The organism is Salimicrobium humidisoli (assembly GCF_002295105.1).
GTDB classification, from domain to species: domain Bacteria; phylum Bacillota; class Bacilli; order Bacillales; family Halobacillaceae; genus Salimicrobium; species Salimicrobium humidisoli.
Genome location: NZ_NSGH01000010.1, coordinates 15118 through 29115 on the forward strand (window position 1 = coordinate 15118; position 13998 = coordinate 29115).

Below are 13998 nucleotides of genomic sequence, written 5' to 3' on the forward strand. Positions count from 1 at the left end.
CTCTGTTAGTAGAAGTTCTGCATAATATAGGCCGACTGCTGGTTCATCTTCTGAATCGCTTTCTCCATCGCCCCGAACTCTCGCCAGTATCTGTCTTCGATCTGATTCAGTCTGTTTTCAAAATCGCTCATTTCTTCTTTCAGCCCTTTAAGGTCTTTGCCGATGGAATACTGGTTCAGCGACTGGAACTGGTTGCCGGCTTTATCTGTAATCTTCTCCATCGTCTGCAGCGTGGAGTCGTAGACGCGCTGGACGATGCCTTTCCTTCCGTAGTCCTCACTCGGTGAGGTGAACAGCTTCTCCACCGACTGCGGATCTTCCTGGATGGCTTTTTTCAGTTCAGCTTCATTTATTTTAAGTTTGCCGCCCTCCAGGTAGTTGGAGGTGGTCGTAATGCCTATGCGCGAGAGCTGCTGGAACTCCGAGCTGATCTCGGGGTTGCGGACAGGTGTATAGAATCCCTGACGCATCTCGCTTAAGGCACTCCGGATCGTCCGGTCGTTCCGAAGCAGGCCGCTCTGGGCTTTCTCATCCCACAGCTCTCCCTGTTTATCCGTCATCGCTTCCCGTTCCTCGTCACTCAGCGGCTTGTAGTCCCGGTAAAACTCTTCGTTCACTTTATTGTTCAGAAACTCGATCGTTTCATTGTATTTTTCGACGAATTTCTTGATGTTTTCAAATACGGCTTCCGTATCGTTGGTGACGGACAGATTCACTCCGGTCGTACCGGGATTATTCGTCCCCAGGGCTCCGAATGTATCCTTCAGGTTGAACGTAACGCCGTTCATGGAAAAGTTGTTGGACGTCCGCTCCGTCTGGAGACCGTTCAGCTCCATTTTCGCATTATCCCCGCCTGTTTCTTTTACGCCACCAAATAATAACCCGTTGTTTATAAAAGCACCTGAGGTGAAAATTTCCTGATGATCGGCGTTCTGATCATAACCTGTACTTCCTGAACTCTGACCATTGAAATTTCCGGTCTCGGTACGGCTGACGCTCATCTGGCCCGTGAAGTCGTCAAAAAATATACGGACGCCGGTGTCGGCATCATTTACATCTTTCACGAAGTCGTTCACCGAATCGGAGGCCTGGATGAAAAACAGTTCTTCTTTCGGTCCGTCCGACGTATGGGCGCCGAGGGAAGAGGTGGTATAGTTCTCCTGATAAGTGAACGTCACTTCCGCTTTTTCTTCTATCGCTTCATTAAACGTGATTTTCCCGGTCCCGGCATCCAGTTTCCCGATGACGGCATCCTTCGCTTCGTTCCATATGTCCCCGTTCGCATCGGTCGTATAAGTCGCCGTTCCGGAGGCCCCATCCACGGTAACCGTCAGGCTATCCGGGACAATAGCCTCTTTTTTCAAGCTAAAGGTGTCCGCATCGGCTCCTGCGACGGAACTTTCCACCGCCCGGTCGGCTACGTAGGACACTTCAAGCCGGGCTTTCGACTCAAGGGGCCTGGAGAAACTCAATTCTCCGGTGGAAGCGTCCACCATGACTGAATTCTCATCAAGCTCCGCTACCGTAGCTACGACGTCAAATCGTTTTCCGTCCACTTTCACCATCATCTCGGACAGAGGATTCTGAATCGCGGTCCCTTCTTTCAGAGGCACAGCCGGATTTGCCGTCGCTTCCCCGATTGAGGTCGCATACTTCTCGACGCTTCCCGCCTGCCAAGTCCAGCCGCCACCCGTGGCAAGGCTTCCGCTTTCCTCCAGTTCCGCAAATGACTTGGAGGCACTTATCTGATCTTTTGTATTGAATAGAGAGCCACTGTTCACTTTCGTCGCAGAAGTCGCGAGCTGCGATACGGACTGGAGCGAGTAGCCCGTCTCCGAAGCGGCGGAAGTGGCAGTGATACTTGCCAGACTCTCATGGGTGGAAGAAGTGGTACGGGCCCGGTACGCTCCCGATAATTTCATGTTCACCAGTTCTTCCCGGAAGCCGAGCAGTTTCGTGTTCACTTCCCGGTAGTCATCCCTTTTCCATTCGAGAGAGGTCTGTTCCTGTTCCATTTTCTTCAGCGGCATGCGCTCCGCCTTCATCAGATCGCTGATGATTTTATCGGTATCCATTCCGGAGGCGAGCCCTCCGATTCTCATATCACTCATCATTTCACCTGCTTAGTTTTTAGGATTGGCGGTGTATTTCGTTATAGTATGTATCGGCTTGAAATGGAAGAAGTTAAGAGGAGAAAAGAGGAGTCTGGACATAAAAAAAGAGACTCCGAAGTGGAGTCTCTGATAAATGATTCAATATTAACGAAGAAGCTGTAGAACTCCCTGTGGCTGCTGGTTCGCTTTTGCAAGCATAGCCTGAGAAGCCTGGGAAAGAATACTTTGCTTCGTCTGGTTCATCATTTCCTTCGCCATGTCTACGTCACGGATACGGGATTCCGCCGCAGTCAGGTTTTCAGAAGATGTGCTTAAGTTGTTTATAGTATGTTCCAGACGGTTTTGATTTGCTCCCAATTTAGAACGCTCAGCCGAGACGTTATCAATCGCACTTTGAATTGCAGTAACGGCATTACCTGCATTCGCTGCTGTAGAGACATCTAGCGCTGCTTCATTTGTAGTATTGTTTGTTCCATCAGTTACTGTGTTTGCTGAAGTAAATCCAGCATCTGAAGCTGCCCCAGTTATGCCAAGAGCAGAAGCTCTCATATCAGAAAATTCCAGTGTCATAGTTTGGTTTTCATTGGCACCAATTTGAGATGAGAATGAAGAAGCCCTTGGGGTTGCTGCTTCTAAAGACTGAGTCCAAGAATCCCCTGTAGCTACACCAGTAGCAGTTGACGTATCAAGCGTCATTCCTTTATAAGAAAAATCGCTTCCACTTAATGTAACATCTGAAGAACCTCCATCAATCGACCACCCGCTAGCAGTTTTCTGTATTGTTAAAGTTTCATCTGCCGAACCTGTAAAAGTACCAGATATATCAACTTCTGCACCTGCAGTATTACCCGAGTCACCCGTCATGGCTGTTGGTGAGGCAATTGTAGTAGCAGAAGCCCCCTCTGAAACATCTCCAGCACTAGCATTCAATAATTTTTGATTGTTAAACTCTGTAGTATTACCAATACGGTTCACTTCTGAAGTTAGCTGGTTGATTTCTTTCTGAATTTCTCCACGATCAGTCGAAGTGTTTGTATCGTTACCAGCCTGTACGGCAAGTTCACGCATACGTTGAAGAATATCGTGAGTTTCATTCAGTGCGCCTTCCGCCGTCTGAATCATAGAGATTGAATCCTGAGCATTTTTCCCAGCCTGGTCAAGACCACGAATCTGACCACGCATTTTCTCGGAAATTGCAAGACCAGCCGCATCGTCTCCGGCTTTGTTAATACGAAGACCAGATGAAAGCTTCTCCATGGAATTGCTTTGTGCATTGTTGGCACTGTTCAACTGACGGTGAGTGTTTAGAGCTGCAATGTTGTGATTAATACGCATAATTAGTATCCTCCCTGATTTTAGATTCCACGTCCTTGTGGAATAGTTAAGATGTGTGTTGCCAAAGGAAAAGCCGGCCGACTTAAGTGTTTGGCTTTACACTTATTATATCGGCCGGCTTTTTCGATTGTTTACTCTTTTTGACTTCTTTTTAACAGATTCATCAAATCATCGGAAGCCACTGCTGCGGCTCTGTTCTCTTCCTGGATGGCTATGTAGATCTCTTTGCGGTGAATGTCCAGATGGGACGGGGCATCGATGCCGATGCGTACCTGGTTCCCTTCGACGGAGACCACTTTGATTTCGATGTCATCCCCGATCGTGATCGACTCGTTTTCTTTCCGGTTAAGGATTAACATGCTCATCCCCCGCTTTCTGATCGGCGATCCCGTGTTTCGTATGATACCGGCTGCTGTTTAAAATCAGCTGCTTCGCCTGATTCGTCCGCTTGTTGATGACGACGGGAGCCTGCAGATTGATGGTCGACTCGCGGAACGGGTCCTTCACCGTAAGGACACAGTACAGCTCCACGTCTTCCGGGGTCTCCAGCTGCAGTTCCACTTTCGAATTTTCATCTATATCGAACTCATAGTCCTTGAAAAATAAATACGGGTTCGCTGTGACGAATGCCGTCTCTTTCTCCCCGACCGCCTGCAGCACCGAGTACATCGGCGCGTCCGGCAGCGGTAACAGCACGAATTCATTGATGTGCCTGAATCCCGGCAGCCCCTGAGGGAAGCGTACAATCTCTTTCTCCTCCACTGCCACTTCTCCGAAATATTTCGTTGCCACTTTCATAAAACCCTCCCCTTTGTCCCTCATATTTTCCAATCAATTGTAACACGCGGGTACTGATCCATAGAAATGTCCACACGCCCGGGCTTGTAGCTGAATTCAGGAGGTTTCGCCTTCGTTGTTATGACCGGGTCGTTCCGCTTCACGTCAATCTCCGCGGGACGCGCTTCATAACTGACTTTCACCAGGTCATGCACCGGCTTGCGTGCCGGGTTATAAGCGATTTCCCATACGGCTTTCTGTTTCGCATGAGCGGCTATCGGGTTCCCCTGATTCTCTATCCTCATCAACTCGTCCCCTTCCCGGGCGACGCGCTCGAGTCCCTTCATCCAGTCCTGCTGACCGAAGTCTGCAACCAGGTCAGTCCGCTCCGCCGACGAATAGAACTGCAGGTTGTGCCAGGCGGTTGTCTGATCAATCGAAAGTTTTCCCGGCCGCTGCCTGATAGTCACGTCTGCCGGCGGCTGTTCAATAAGCTGCTCGGCTTTCGGCTGACGTATGGTAAGTTCCGCGTTATGCGTCCGTACCTCGAGTCTCGCCTGCTGCGTGTTTATCTCCATTCTAGGCATCATCATACCCGTTCCCCTCTCTCCTGTTATAAAAAAGAGCGCCTGGTCTCCTCAGGTGCTCCTTAACGCAGAAAGTCCATAAGCGTCGGCTGAATGATCCTTGCTCCCGCCCCCATGGCGGCTCTCAGTATAATTTCCTCTGTTTTCAGATTCGTAATCACTTTTTCCATGTCGGCATCTTCATTATTGGAGAGAACCCGGGTGGCGATGATTTCCTGAGTGCCGAGCCGGTCTTCGACGAGATCTCTCCGGTTCATCCGGGCGCCAAGATCGGCCCGCTCGTCGATGATGGTATTCACGTGTTCGTCGATGCTTCCAAGATAACTGCTTAACTCCTCTTCATGCGTCCCCGGCTTCCTTAAGTCAGCCGCGAGCTGTTGTAACGTATCGAACAGCTGACGTCCGTCCGCATCCGTATTCCCGCTTCCGAACACCTTCGTGCCGTCGACGTTCGCCTGCAGATGAATGCCTTTTGATACTTCAATTGAAACGGGCGTACTGTTTACCGGCAGACGTACTTCGCCGGTCTCCCCGGTCACGGGGTCCGTCACCTGCCGCGCGTTCATCGGGGCTGTGAGCGTATCGGTGCCGTTGAAAAGGTATTTGCCGTTCGCCTGCGTATTCCCGATATCCTTAAGATGGCCGGCCAGCTGTTCGATTTCCTTGGCGATACTCTCCCGGCTCTGCTCGCCGTTCGTATCGTTGCTGGCCTGCACCGTCAGCTCGCGCACGCGCTGCATAGCTTTCGTCGCTTTATCGAGGGCCGCATCCGAACTGTCCATCCAGTTGTACACCTCGCCGATGTTGCGCTGGAACTGTCCGATTTTCGTGAGCTCGGAACGATAGTTGATTCCCTGCATGGCCACTACCGGGTCATCGGACGGGCGGCTGATTTTTTTGCCGGTGGAAAACTGATCCTGGTATTTGCCCATACTTTCGTAACTTTTACTCATATTGCGCAGCATGTTATTCGAAAGCATTCCCTGCGTAATTCTCATCTCTCATCCCTACCTTCCGACGACGCCCATCTGGTTGATGACGCGGTCCAGCATTTCATCAATAGCGGTTATATTCCTCGAGGAAGCATTGTAAGCGTGCTGAAACTTGATCATATTCGTCATCTCTTCATCGAGGGAGACCTGACTCACCGAGAAGCGCCGGTTCTGGACGGAATCCCGGAGCGTCTGTATATTGTCGCTCATCCGCTTCGCTTCCTGCGTCTCCACAGCCATCCCGCCGATCATCCCTTCATAAAAAGTGCTGACGGTCGCCCCTTCGCCGAGGAGTCCGTCCACTTTGTCACGCAGGGCAGCGAGGTCCCGGGCGTTGTCTCCGTCTCCGACGCTCATCGAATTGGCCGCCGCGATCATTCCGGCATTCTTCTCGATTGCTTCGGTTATATCGATTGCAGAAGCGAGTCCTCTGTGCACGCCGCCTGCATCCGGGTAGGAGTTTCCGTAGGAGAAGAAATCCGTCGTCGCTGACGGTCCTCCTTCGAGTCCGGCACTCTCCGCGTCGTTATGTTCGTCGTTGAACTGCGTCGCAAACGAGGTGGCCAGCTTATCGAGATCATCAAGCATGGAAGCGTAACTTCCTTCCTGCCCGTTACTTCCTTCTGCTGTCCCTTGTAATCCGGTGCCTTCCGCTCCGGTACCCGCAACGGTTAGCGTCGCACTGCGTCCGGCCGCTTCCGAGCGGACGAGGAGCCGCTGCTCCCCGTCCTGGGTAAGTACTTCCGCTTCGACGCCTTTTTCTTTGCTGATCCGAGCCGCTATTCCTTCCATCGTTTCTTTCCCGGAAGAAGCGATTTCCACTGTCTCTCCCTGTTCGACTTCTCCGTCTTCGTTCACAAAGGAGCCGGTAAAGGAAAGCGTTCCTTCGGGGAACATGGCCTCGCCTGATCCCTGATTAACAGGGAAAGCATCCGATACTATCACCGCGCTGCTCTGAGGCGTCGCCGTTACCGTGCCGGCAAGATCGGCGAGACCTTTCAGTTTGCCGGGAGAAGGTAATGTATGGAAATCAAGTGACGCGGTCTCCCCGCCCGGCTGCAACACGTGAAGAGAGTCGAAAGCGACGCGGCCGTCCGTTTCCCGGTAGTCCACGGAAAGCGAGCTCGCCGGATCTCCCCCTGCATCCACGAGCGCCGGCGCTCCTTCGACAGGACGCCCGAGCGCATCGGCAAGACGCACCGTCGCCAGGCCGTCCGCTATGTCTTTGGAAGAAGCGGCACTCTTTTCATACGACACGTCTACGCTGACGATCTCGGACAGGTCGTCGATGAGACGGTCGCGCTGATCGTACAGGTCGTTAGGAAGCTGTCCGTGCGGCTCCACGTTGCCGATCTGCCGGTTGAGCTGATCGATCTGCTGGAGGATGGAGTTGGCATTCTTCACTGTAATGTCCGCTTCCCGTTTCGCATCCCGCTGCAGCGTCTGTATCGAATTCGACAGGTAGTTGAACGTCTCGGCCACGGCTTTGCCGCGCTCTTTCACGACAGCACGGGCACCGGCGTCCTCCGGGTTCACCGCAAGATCCTGCAGCGACTGCCAGAACCGGTCCATCGTTTTTGCGAGACCCTGGTCCGTCGGTTCGTTCATAATGTCTTCCATTTTGCCGAGCCCGTTTTCAAGAGCATCGTAATACCCGAGCTTCTTCGCCTCGGACCTGAACTGCTCATCGAGAAAAGCTTCGCGCACGCGCTGGACGCTCCCGGCCTGTACGCCGCTTCCCATCTGACCGGCAATCTCCAGCCGGTTCCTCGAGCCTGAAGGGAAAGCGCCCGTCTGTTCCATATTGACGCGCTGCCGACTGTAGCCGTCGGTGTTGGCGTTCGATATATTGTGACCGGTCGTATAAAGCGCGGATTGCTGGGTGAACAGTCCGCGCTTGGCTACTTCCAGTCCATGAAAGGTGGACATCATAAGTTATTCCTCTTTTCCTTACGCCTTCGAATCGAAGATGGACCTGTTCGAGTGCGCCGGTTTCTCTTCGCCGCCGTAATTCAGATTCGCGAGTTCGGGCTTAAGAAGGTCGAGTGAGAGATTGATGAACTGCAGCGACTGCTGCGTCAGCTCCGCGTTCAGCCGTTCCTGATGTTTAAGGTCGGCCAGCACGAGAATCATCGCCTCATACTCTTCATTCAGCTGCTCGTATTCCTTCCCTTCCAGGTGCGTCAGCATATCGCTGATCGTCTGCTGATCTTCCGTTCCCTGCTTGGCGTACCAGTCGTTCACGTGTTCCTGCCGTCCTTTTTCCACTTTCTGAACCGCCTGGATATGCTTCTTCTCCTCAAGGTCCAGCTGCCGGAGCTTTGACGTATCGTTCGCCTTCAGCGCCTCCGTCTTTTGCTTCGAGACGTAGAGCAGACTTCTGTGCAGCTTCACGAGACGCTTCATGTCGGATATTATCGGTTCAATCATAACGTACGGCTCCTTTATTCTCCTTCAGAGAAGAAATTGGTCATTTTTCTGGCAATGACAGAAGGGTCCGCTTTGTACGTACCGTTCTCCACCTGCAGCTTCAGTTCCTCCAGACGTTCCTTACGGGCTTCCGGAAGTTTTCCCGCCTCCTGCATCGATTTGGCGGCATCGGAGATTTCCAGTCTGTCCTGATTCGGCTGCGCCTGCACCTGTTTCTGCTGTTGCGCCTGTTTCTGATACGGATTCCAATTCGTCTGATTCGTTCCGTTGATTCTCATCCGACTCACCTCTTTTCTGTTCATTCCGTGTCCTTCTTCTTTATTATATCGGCAAAACCTTGAGAAAGTTAAGCGGCAATCACCGCTTTTTACGATGTATCGAGTAGTAGGAACTTCTGGTTGTTTCCGGCTTCTCTTCCCGGTGGTTCCGTTTCTCGCGAGCTTTTTCATTTCTGTCGATTTTAGCAAGAGCCTCGTTCAGTTCCTTGCTGCACGAAGGGCACAGCCGTCCCTGTCGGATCGCTCCGCCGCACCGCTCACACGCATACGACAGTCCGGGGAAGTTCATCGGGTGCAGCCGCCTGTCTTTTACAAACTTACGAATCTGCTTTTCGTCGACTCCTGTCGCCTCCGCGATCACATCGGCGGTCGCCGCTCTGTTTTCCCGCTCACGCAGAAATTTGTAAACGGCGCGGTAGTCCAGCTCTTCGCGGTTGCGGCACGCCTCACAGAAAGTATGCGTTCGTTTCATAAAAAGTCCGCCGCATCGTGAACAATTCGCCGGTTCTGCCATATATTCCACTCCCTGTACGTCTTTCTTCTATTATCGTCAGGAATGGAACAGCGTTAAGCCCCGGACAGAATCGGCTCCGTTTTCTTTCAAAACGGCTGCCGCCTGCTTCATCGTCGTGCCCGTCGTATAGATGTCATCGACCAGAAGCAGATCCCCCCTCACCTTTTGTACAGGTAGAAAAGGATTGGCACCTCTTTTTCGTTCCTGTTTCGATTTCTTCGCCTGCTTTTCGGAGTGGGACCGTTTCAGGTACGGCCGCGGTCTCTTCATCAAAAGTTCAGTGATCGCCTCCGCCTGATTGAACCCCCGTTCCGCGAGACGCACGTCACTGAGCGGAATCGGCACGGCCCGTCCTCTCACAAAAGGAGGGAGAAAGACGGACATCGAAGCGATCAGTTCATAATCCCCGCGATATTTGAACCGGGCCATCCACTCTTTCGCGAAATCGTTGTAGAAAAGAAGGGACGTGTTCGAGATGAGCGCTGAGTCTTCCCGGCAGTCGGGACACGTTTCACTGTAACGCGGGTTACAGCAGCGCGGGCACCCCTTCGTGATGACTTCAAAGCCGTTCACACACTCCTCGCACAGGCGTGACGGGCGGCCGGGGAGGAAAGCGTTACTCCAGTCCGTTTTCGGATGAACCGGCTGAAAGCAGTAGACACACTTCACGTTACATATCCCCTTTTGTTCATTTTTTTAATCGCATCACGCGCTTCTATTACGGCATCGGTCTTTCCTTCCATATAAAAGCGCACGTCTCCATCCGGGTCGTCGGCGCTCCTGCCCGCGCGTCCCGCGATCTGTACGAGAGCCGCTTCGTCGAACACGTCGTGCCCGGCATCGATGACGTACACGTCCACCGACGGAAAAGTCACGCCGCGTTCGAGTATCGTCGTCGTTACGAGTGTATGGATTTTACGGTTACGGAAGGCGTCGATCACCTCTTCGCGCTCCGGTGTGTCCGAGTGCACGAAGGGGACGCGGAGCTCCTCTGCAATTGTTTCGGCCCTCGAAATCGTGGGAGCGAATATGAGCAGCTGCCGGTCTCCTGCTTCGATGTGCGGAAGTTTCGTTTTGATACGGGGAAATAAGTGGAACGCGGGTACCGGCAGCGGGTGCCCGTGATAGCGTACCGGCACGAATACTTTCGGGATGTTTTTCTGTTTTCTCCCCGGCGTCGCCGTCAGGTGAATGATAGCGGCATCCGGTTTCGCTGCCTCCCGGGCAGTCCATTGGAGGGATGTGTCGTTGTGGTAGGGGAAAGCGTCCACTTCATCGATGATGAGAACGTCGAAAGCCTGTTTGTAGCGACAGAGCTGATGGGTCGTACTGAGAACGACAGGAGTGTAGGTGACTTGAGCGGAGTGTCCTCCATACAAAGCGGCGGCCGGAACGCCGGGGAACGCTTGCCGGATACGGGGGTACAGCTCGCGGACGACATCGGCCCGCGGGGTGGCGATACATACCCTGTCTCCCCGGGCCAACGCCGCTTCGATGCCCGGGAAGATCATTTCGGTTTTCCCGGCACCGCAGACGGCGTGGACGAGCAGCTGCCCTCTTCCCAGGACAGTATTCTTTATTTCGTCTGCTGCCTGCTGCTGATGACGAGTGAGTGTCCCGTTCCATTTCAAAGTGTCCGGGAACGGAAGCTGCGACGATGAAGGCATTTCGTATAACGATTCGCAGGACGTGACACGTCCCATCAGAATGCAGTTGCGGCAGTAGAGGCACTTCCTCCCGCACGCCGCATGCGGGAAACGCGCGAACTTGTACCGTACTTTGTTACCGCAGCGCCGGCACTGCCTGCGGATAATACCCGGGTGAGCCGGGAGTGCGGACGAATCGATATAATCTGGTAATTCCTGTTTTAGGAGCCATTGGCCGCTGAACATGTGAATCCCCCTTTGTTTGTACGTAACGGTAGTAAAAAAGCGCCTTCGGGGGAAAGGCGCTCAAACAATCAATCGTGTCATTTTATAAATACGGTTATTCTTTATACCAGCCGAGGCCGAGAGCCCCTTCTCCGAGGTGGGTGCCGATGACCGGGCCGAAATAACTGACGGTCACCGCGACGTTGGAATACTGTTTCTCTATCTCCTCTTTCCAAAGCTCCGCTTCCTCCGGCCGGTTGGCATGGATGACGGCCGCCCGGATCTTCTCTCCGCCGGAAGCATCCTCGTCGAAAAGCGCGAGCGTACGTTTCCGTGCTTTCTTATACGTGCGGATCTTTTCGAACGGAACGATCTTCGTATCGACGAAGTGCAGAATCGGTTTCACCTGCAGCATGCTGCCGATGAACGCCTGGGAACCGTGCAGTCTCCCGCCGCGGGCCAGATGATTGAGGTCATCTACGATGAAATATGCACGCATCGTTTCCTTCATCTCTTCCAGGCGGGCTATTATTTTCTCCGCATCCTCCCCGTCCGCTGCGAGTTTTGCCGCTTCGAGCGCATAATACCCCTGCATGAGGCAGCTTATTTCCGAATCGAACAGGTGCATTTCGATTCCTTCAGCCATCTCCCCCGCCGAACGCATGGACTGGTAAGTGCCACTGATTCCGCTTGAAAGCGTAATGGCGACGACTTCATCGTACTCTTCCTTCAGCTCCTCCAGCTTCTCGAGTATCGTCCCGACGGAAGGCTGGGAGGTTTTCGGCAATTCTTTCGCCTCTTTCACTTTCGAATAGAATTCATCCGCCGTAAGGTCGATTTCCTCACGATACGCTTCTTCTCCGAAAATGACGTTCAGAGGTACCATATGAATATCGGATTCTTTTCTCATTTGTGCTGATATGTAAGCTGTGCTGTCAGTGAGAACCGCAGTTTTCATTGAATCTCCCTTTCCTGAATATCTTACGTTCATTCTACCGTACTTCGGACCGGATTTCAGCTTTAATTCGGACATTCGCGAACTTCTTTCCGCATACAAAAAAAGGACGGAACCGGGTCCGCCCTCCTGCTTTTCGAAAAATCTCCGGGACATACGCGGCTCTCAGGGATGTATGATTATAAAACTTCCACCCAGCCGTTCTTGATGGCGGTGACGACCGCCTGCGTCCGGTCATTTACGTTCATCTTCGTCAATATGTTCGAGACGTGGTTCTTCACTGTCTTTTCACTGATATAAAGGGATTCCGCCACGCCTTTGTTCGAGTTCCCGTCGGCGAGCAGCTGCAGTACTTCGCATTCCCTGCGGGTCAAAAGGTGCAGAGGTTTACGGTACTCGACGGCTTTATAGGCGAAATCGCTCGTCCCGTCGGAAAGACGGCGGTACTCTTTCACAAGATTGTGGGTGATTTTCGGGTGGAGATAAGAGCCGCCTCCTGACACGACCCGGATCGCTTCAATCAGAGATTCCGAATCCATCTCCTTAAGCAGATACCCCTGCGCTCCTGTTTTCAATGCGTGCGTCACGTAGTTCTCATCGTCATGTATGGAAAGGATGATGACTTTCAGTTCCGGAAAACGCTCCGTCACTTCCGCCGTCGTTTCGATTCCGTTTCTTTTCGGCATATTGATGTCCATCAGTACAACATCCGGCTGATGTTCCGTAATAAGATCGATCGCTACCGTACCGTCATCCCCTTCTCCGACCACCTCGAAGTCTTCTTCGAATTCGAGGATACGCCGGACACCTTCCCTGAACAATTTGTGGTCATCAACCAGTAAAATTTTTGTAGACATCTATTTTCCTCCTGTGCTCTTCGGACTTGATAATCACTTTTTAAGAATTATATTCCCTTTTTTGAAAGTTTTATGCTATATATCTTTCTTTATCGGTAATTTAATCGTCACTTTCGTTCCGGCATCCGGGACAGAAGCGATGTTAAGCTCCCCGTCCAGCATATCGACCCGTTCATTCATACCCATAAGTCCGTACGAAGTCCGCTTCTTCTCTTCCACGTCAAAACCGCTGCCGTCATCTTCCACGATGATCATGATCGTGCGCCAGGTGAGTTCGACTTTCACGTCCACCCGGCTCGCTCCTGCATGCTTCACCGCATTCTGGAGTGCTTCCTGGATGAGACGGAACATGGCGACTTCATACTGCGGATCGAGTCTCCGCTCTTTGCCGAAAGGCTGGAAACGTATGTCCAGACCGTGATAATCGGCAGCAGTCGACAGATACTTCCGGAGAGCCGGCAGGATTCCGAGATCATCGAGTGCCATAGGACGGAGGTCGTAAATGATACGTCGTACTTCATAGAGAGACGAGCGCACCATTTTCTTCACGCTGCGCATCTCCAGAATAGCCTCCTCCGGAGAACGTTCCCGGAACGTGCGCTCCACGAGGTCGGACCGGAGCAGGACGTTGGCAAGCATTTGTGCCGGTCCGTCATGTATTTCCCGGGAAAGACGGCGACGTTCTTCCTCCTGCGCTTCGATGATTCTGAGTCCGAACTCCTGCTTCTGCCTGGCATCCTGCAGCACTTCGCTCACTTCACGGAAATCTTCATTCAGATAATTGAGGACGACCGATATTTTTCCGGCGAGATTCTCCGCTTTCTCAATCGTTTCCCCGAGGTCCCGGAGCCGGCGTTCGATATCGTCTCTCCGCTCCCTCAGCTGCTTCTCTTTCTCACCTGTCACCGTGAGCTCCGTCTGCAGCCGGTGCGTCTCTTCGTACATTTCCCGTATTTCCGCTTCGGAGTAGTCATTGAACTGTTTACTCATCCGGGCGAGCCTCTTCCTCGAACCCTTCACTTTCTCCCCAAGCTTCTCCTCTTCATCGATGAAGGAGGAAATGCGGGCTTTCAAATCCTCGAGCTCCTCTTCCAGACTTTCATGTTCTTTCCGGGATTTCTCGCTGATGGTGAACACTTCATCTTTACTGATCGAAACGTGATCGACCATTTCCTGTATGATCGAATCCAGAGACTTTTCAGCGGGCGAAACGTCTGTCATTCAAACGACCTCCATCCATGCCTGTTAATATCATTCGTTCTGCCTACGTCCTTCTATGGGGGTGAAA

15 protein-coding genes are annotated in these 13998 nt (G+C 52.5%); all 15 read right to left on the reverse strand.

The genetic code is table 11. The features are described from left to right. Positions 1 to 5: 5 nt before the first annotated feature. Positions 6 to 2111, reverse strand: coding sequence for a flagellar filament capping protein FliD (fliD, locus tag CKW00_RS07520; RefSeq protein ID WP_233129737.1), 2106 nt, complete (start codon positions 2109 to 2111; stop codon positions 6 to 8). A gap of 147 nt (positions 2112 to 2258) precedes the next feature. After that, positions 2259 to 3449, reverse strand: a complete 1191-nt coding sequence (locus tag CKW00_RS07525) for a flagellin N-terminal helical domain-containing protein (protein WP_095822055.1) — start codon at positions 3447 to 3449, stop codon at positions 2259 to 2261. 131 nt (positions 3450 to 3580) lie between these two features. Further along, a complete protein-coding gene (gene csrA, locus CKW00_RS07530; RefSeq protein WP_095822056.1) occupies positions 3581 to 3808 on the reverse strand; it encodes a carbon storage regulator CsrA in 228 nt (75 codons plus the stop codon). Then, positions 3795 to 4247, reverse strand: coding sequence for a flagellar assembly protein FliW (gene fliW / locus CKW00_RS07535; RefSeq protein ID WP_095822057.1), 453 nt, complete (start codon positions 4245 to 4247; stop codon positions 3795 to 3797). Before fliW ends, csrA begins: the two co-directional genes overlap by 14 nt. A gap of 20 nt (positions 4248 to 4267) precedes the next feature. Continuing rightward, a complete protein-coding gene (locus CKW00_RS07540) occupies positions 4268 to 4804 on the reverse strand; it encodes a DUF6470 family protein (protein ID WP_143544234.1) in 537 nt (178 codons plus the stop codon). A 71-nt stretch (positions 4805 to 4875) separates the two neighbouring features. Continuing rightward, entirely contained in the window at positions 4876 to 5811 is a 936-nt protein-coding gene (gene flgL, locus CKW00_RS07545) for a flagellar hook-associated protein FlgL (RefSeq protein WP_095822059.1), read from the reverse strand. Positions 5812 to 5820: 9 nt separating this feature from the next. Then, positions 5821 to 7734, reverse strand: coding sequence for a flagellar hook-associated protein FlgK (gene flgK, locus CKW00_RS07550; protein ID WP_233129738.1), 1914 nt, complete (start codon positions 7732 to 7734; stop codon positions 5821 to 5823). Between the two features lie 21 nt (positions 7735 to 7755). Next, positions 7756 to 8235, reverse strand: coding sequence for a flagellar protein FlgN (locus tag CKW00_RS07555; protein ID WP_095822061.1), 480 nt, complete (start codon positions 8233 to 8235; stop codon positions 7756 to 7758). Between the two features lie 14 nt (positions 8236 to 8249). After that, positions 8250 to 8537 carry a flagellar biosynthesis anti-sigma factor FlgM gene (gene flgM / locus CKW00_RS07560; protein WP_233129739.1) on the reverse strand — a complete coding sequence of 96 codons (288 nt, stop codon included), beginning with the start codon at positions 8535 to 8537 and terminating at the stop codon, positions 8250 to 8252. A 55-nt stretch (positions 8538 to 8592) separates the two neighbouring features. Further along, on the reverse strand, positions 8593 to 9027 hold the full coding sequence (locus CKW00_RS07565) for a TIGR03826 family flagellar region protein (RefSeq protein WP_095822062.1): 435 nt from the start codon (positions 9025 to 9027) through the stop codon (positions 8593 to 8595). A gap of 36 nt (positions 9028 to 9063) precedes the next feature. After that, positions 9064 to 9696: a ComF family protein gene (locus tag CKW00_RS07570; protein ID WP_095822063.1), complete on the reverse strand. Its 633-nt coding sequence runs from the start codon at positions 9694 to 9696 to the stop codon at positions 9064 to 9066. Continuing rightward, positions 9693 to 10730, reverse strand: a complete 1038-nt coding sequence (locus CKW00_RS07575) for a helicase-related protein (protein WP_233129740.1) — start codon at positions 10728 to 10730, stop codon at positions 9693 to 9695. The genes CKW00_RS07570 and CKW00_RS07575 overlap by 4 nt, the downstream gene beginning before the upstream one ends. Before the next feature lie 283 nt (positions 10731 to 11013). Further along, complete coding sequence (locus CKW00_RS07580; protein WP_095822139.1) at positions 11014 to 11856, reverse strand: DegV family protein; 843 nt, start codon at positions 11854 to 11856, stop codon at positions 11014 to 11016. Positions 11857 to 12032: 176 nt separating this feature from the next. Further along, complete coding sequence (locus CKW00_RS07585) at positions 12033 to 12710, reverse strand: response regulator (RefSeq protein ID WP_008587000.1); 678 nt, start codon at positions 12708 to 12710, stop codon at positions 12033 to 12035. A gap of 75 nt (positions 12711 to 12785) precedes the next feature. Further along, positions 12786 to 13931 carry a sensor histidine kinase gene (locus tag CKW00_RS07590; protein ID WP_095822065.1) on the reverse strand — a complete coding sequence of 382 codons (1146 nt, stop codon included), beginning with the start codon at positions 13929 to 13931 and terminating at the stop codon, positions 12786 to 12788. Between the last annotated feature and the right edge of the window lie 67 nt (positions 13932 to 13998).

Bases quoted from the DNA above. Each gene is read 5' to 3' on its own strand.
- fliD (WP_233129737.1), bottom strand. From the start codon at position 2,111: ATGAGTGATATGAGAATCGGAGGGCTCGCCTCCGGAATGGATACCGAT.
- CKW00_RS07555 (WP_095822061.1), bottom strand. From the start codon at position 8,235: ATGATTGAACCGATAATATCCGACATGAAGCGTCTCGTGAAGCTGCAC.
- CKW00_RS07565 (WP_095822062.1), bottom strand. From the start codon at position 9,027: ATGGCAGAACCGGCGAATTGTTCACGATGCGGCGGACTTTTTATGAAA.
- CKW00_RS07525 (WP_095822055.1), bottom strand. From the start codon at position 3,449: ATGCGTATTAATCACAACATTGCAGCTCTAAACACTCACCGTCAGTTG.
- fliW (WP_095822057.1), bottom strand. From the start codon at position 4,247: ATGAAAGTGGCAACGAAATATTTCGGAGAAGTGGCAGTGGAGGAGAAA.
- CKW00_RS07580 (WP_095822139.1), bottom strand. From the start codon at position 11,856: ATGAAAACTGCGGTTCTCACTGACAGCACAGCTTACATATCAGCACAA.
- CKW00_RS07585 (WP_008587000.1), bottom strand. From the start codon at position 12,710: ATGTCTACAAAAATTTTACTGGTTGATGACCACAAATTGTTCAGGGAA.
- csrA (WP_095822056.1), bottom strand. From the start codon at position 3,808: ATGTTAATCCTTAACCGGAAAGAAAACGAGTCGATCACGATCGGGGAT.
- flgL (WP_095822059.1), bottom strand. From the start codon at position 5,811: ATGAGAATTACGCAGGGAATGCTTTCGAATAACATGCTGCGCAATATG.
- flgK (WP_233129738.1), bottom strand. From the start codon at position 7,734: ATGTCCACCTTTCATGGACTGGAAGTAGCCAAGCGCGGACTGTTCACC.
- CKW00_RS07575 (WP_233129740.1), bottom strand. From the start codon at position 10,730: ATGGGACGTGTCACGTCCTGCGAATCGTTATACGAAATGCCTTCATCG.
- flgM (WP_233129739.1), bottom strand. From the start codon at position 8,537: ATGAACAGAAAAGAGGTGAGTCGGATGAGAATCAACGGAACGAATCAG.
- CKW00_RS07540 (WP_143544234.1), bottom strand. From the start codon at position 4,804: ATGGAGATAAACACGCAGCAGGCGAGACTCGAGGTACGGACGCATAAC.
- CKW00_RS07590 (WP_095822065.1), bottom strand. From the start codon at position 13,931: ATGACAGACGTTTCGCCCGCTGAAAAGTCTCTGGATTCGATCATACAG.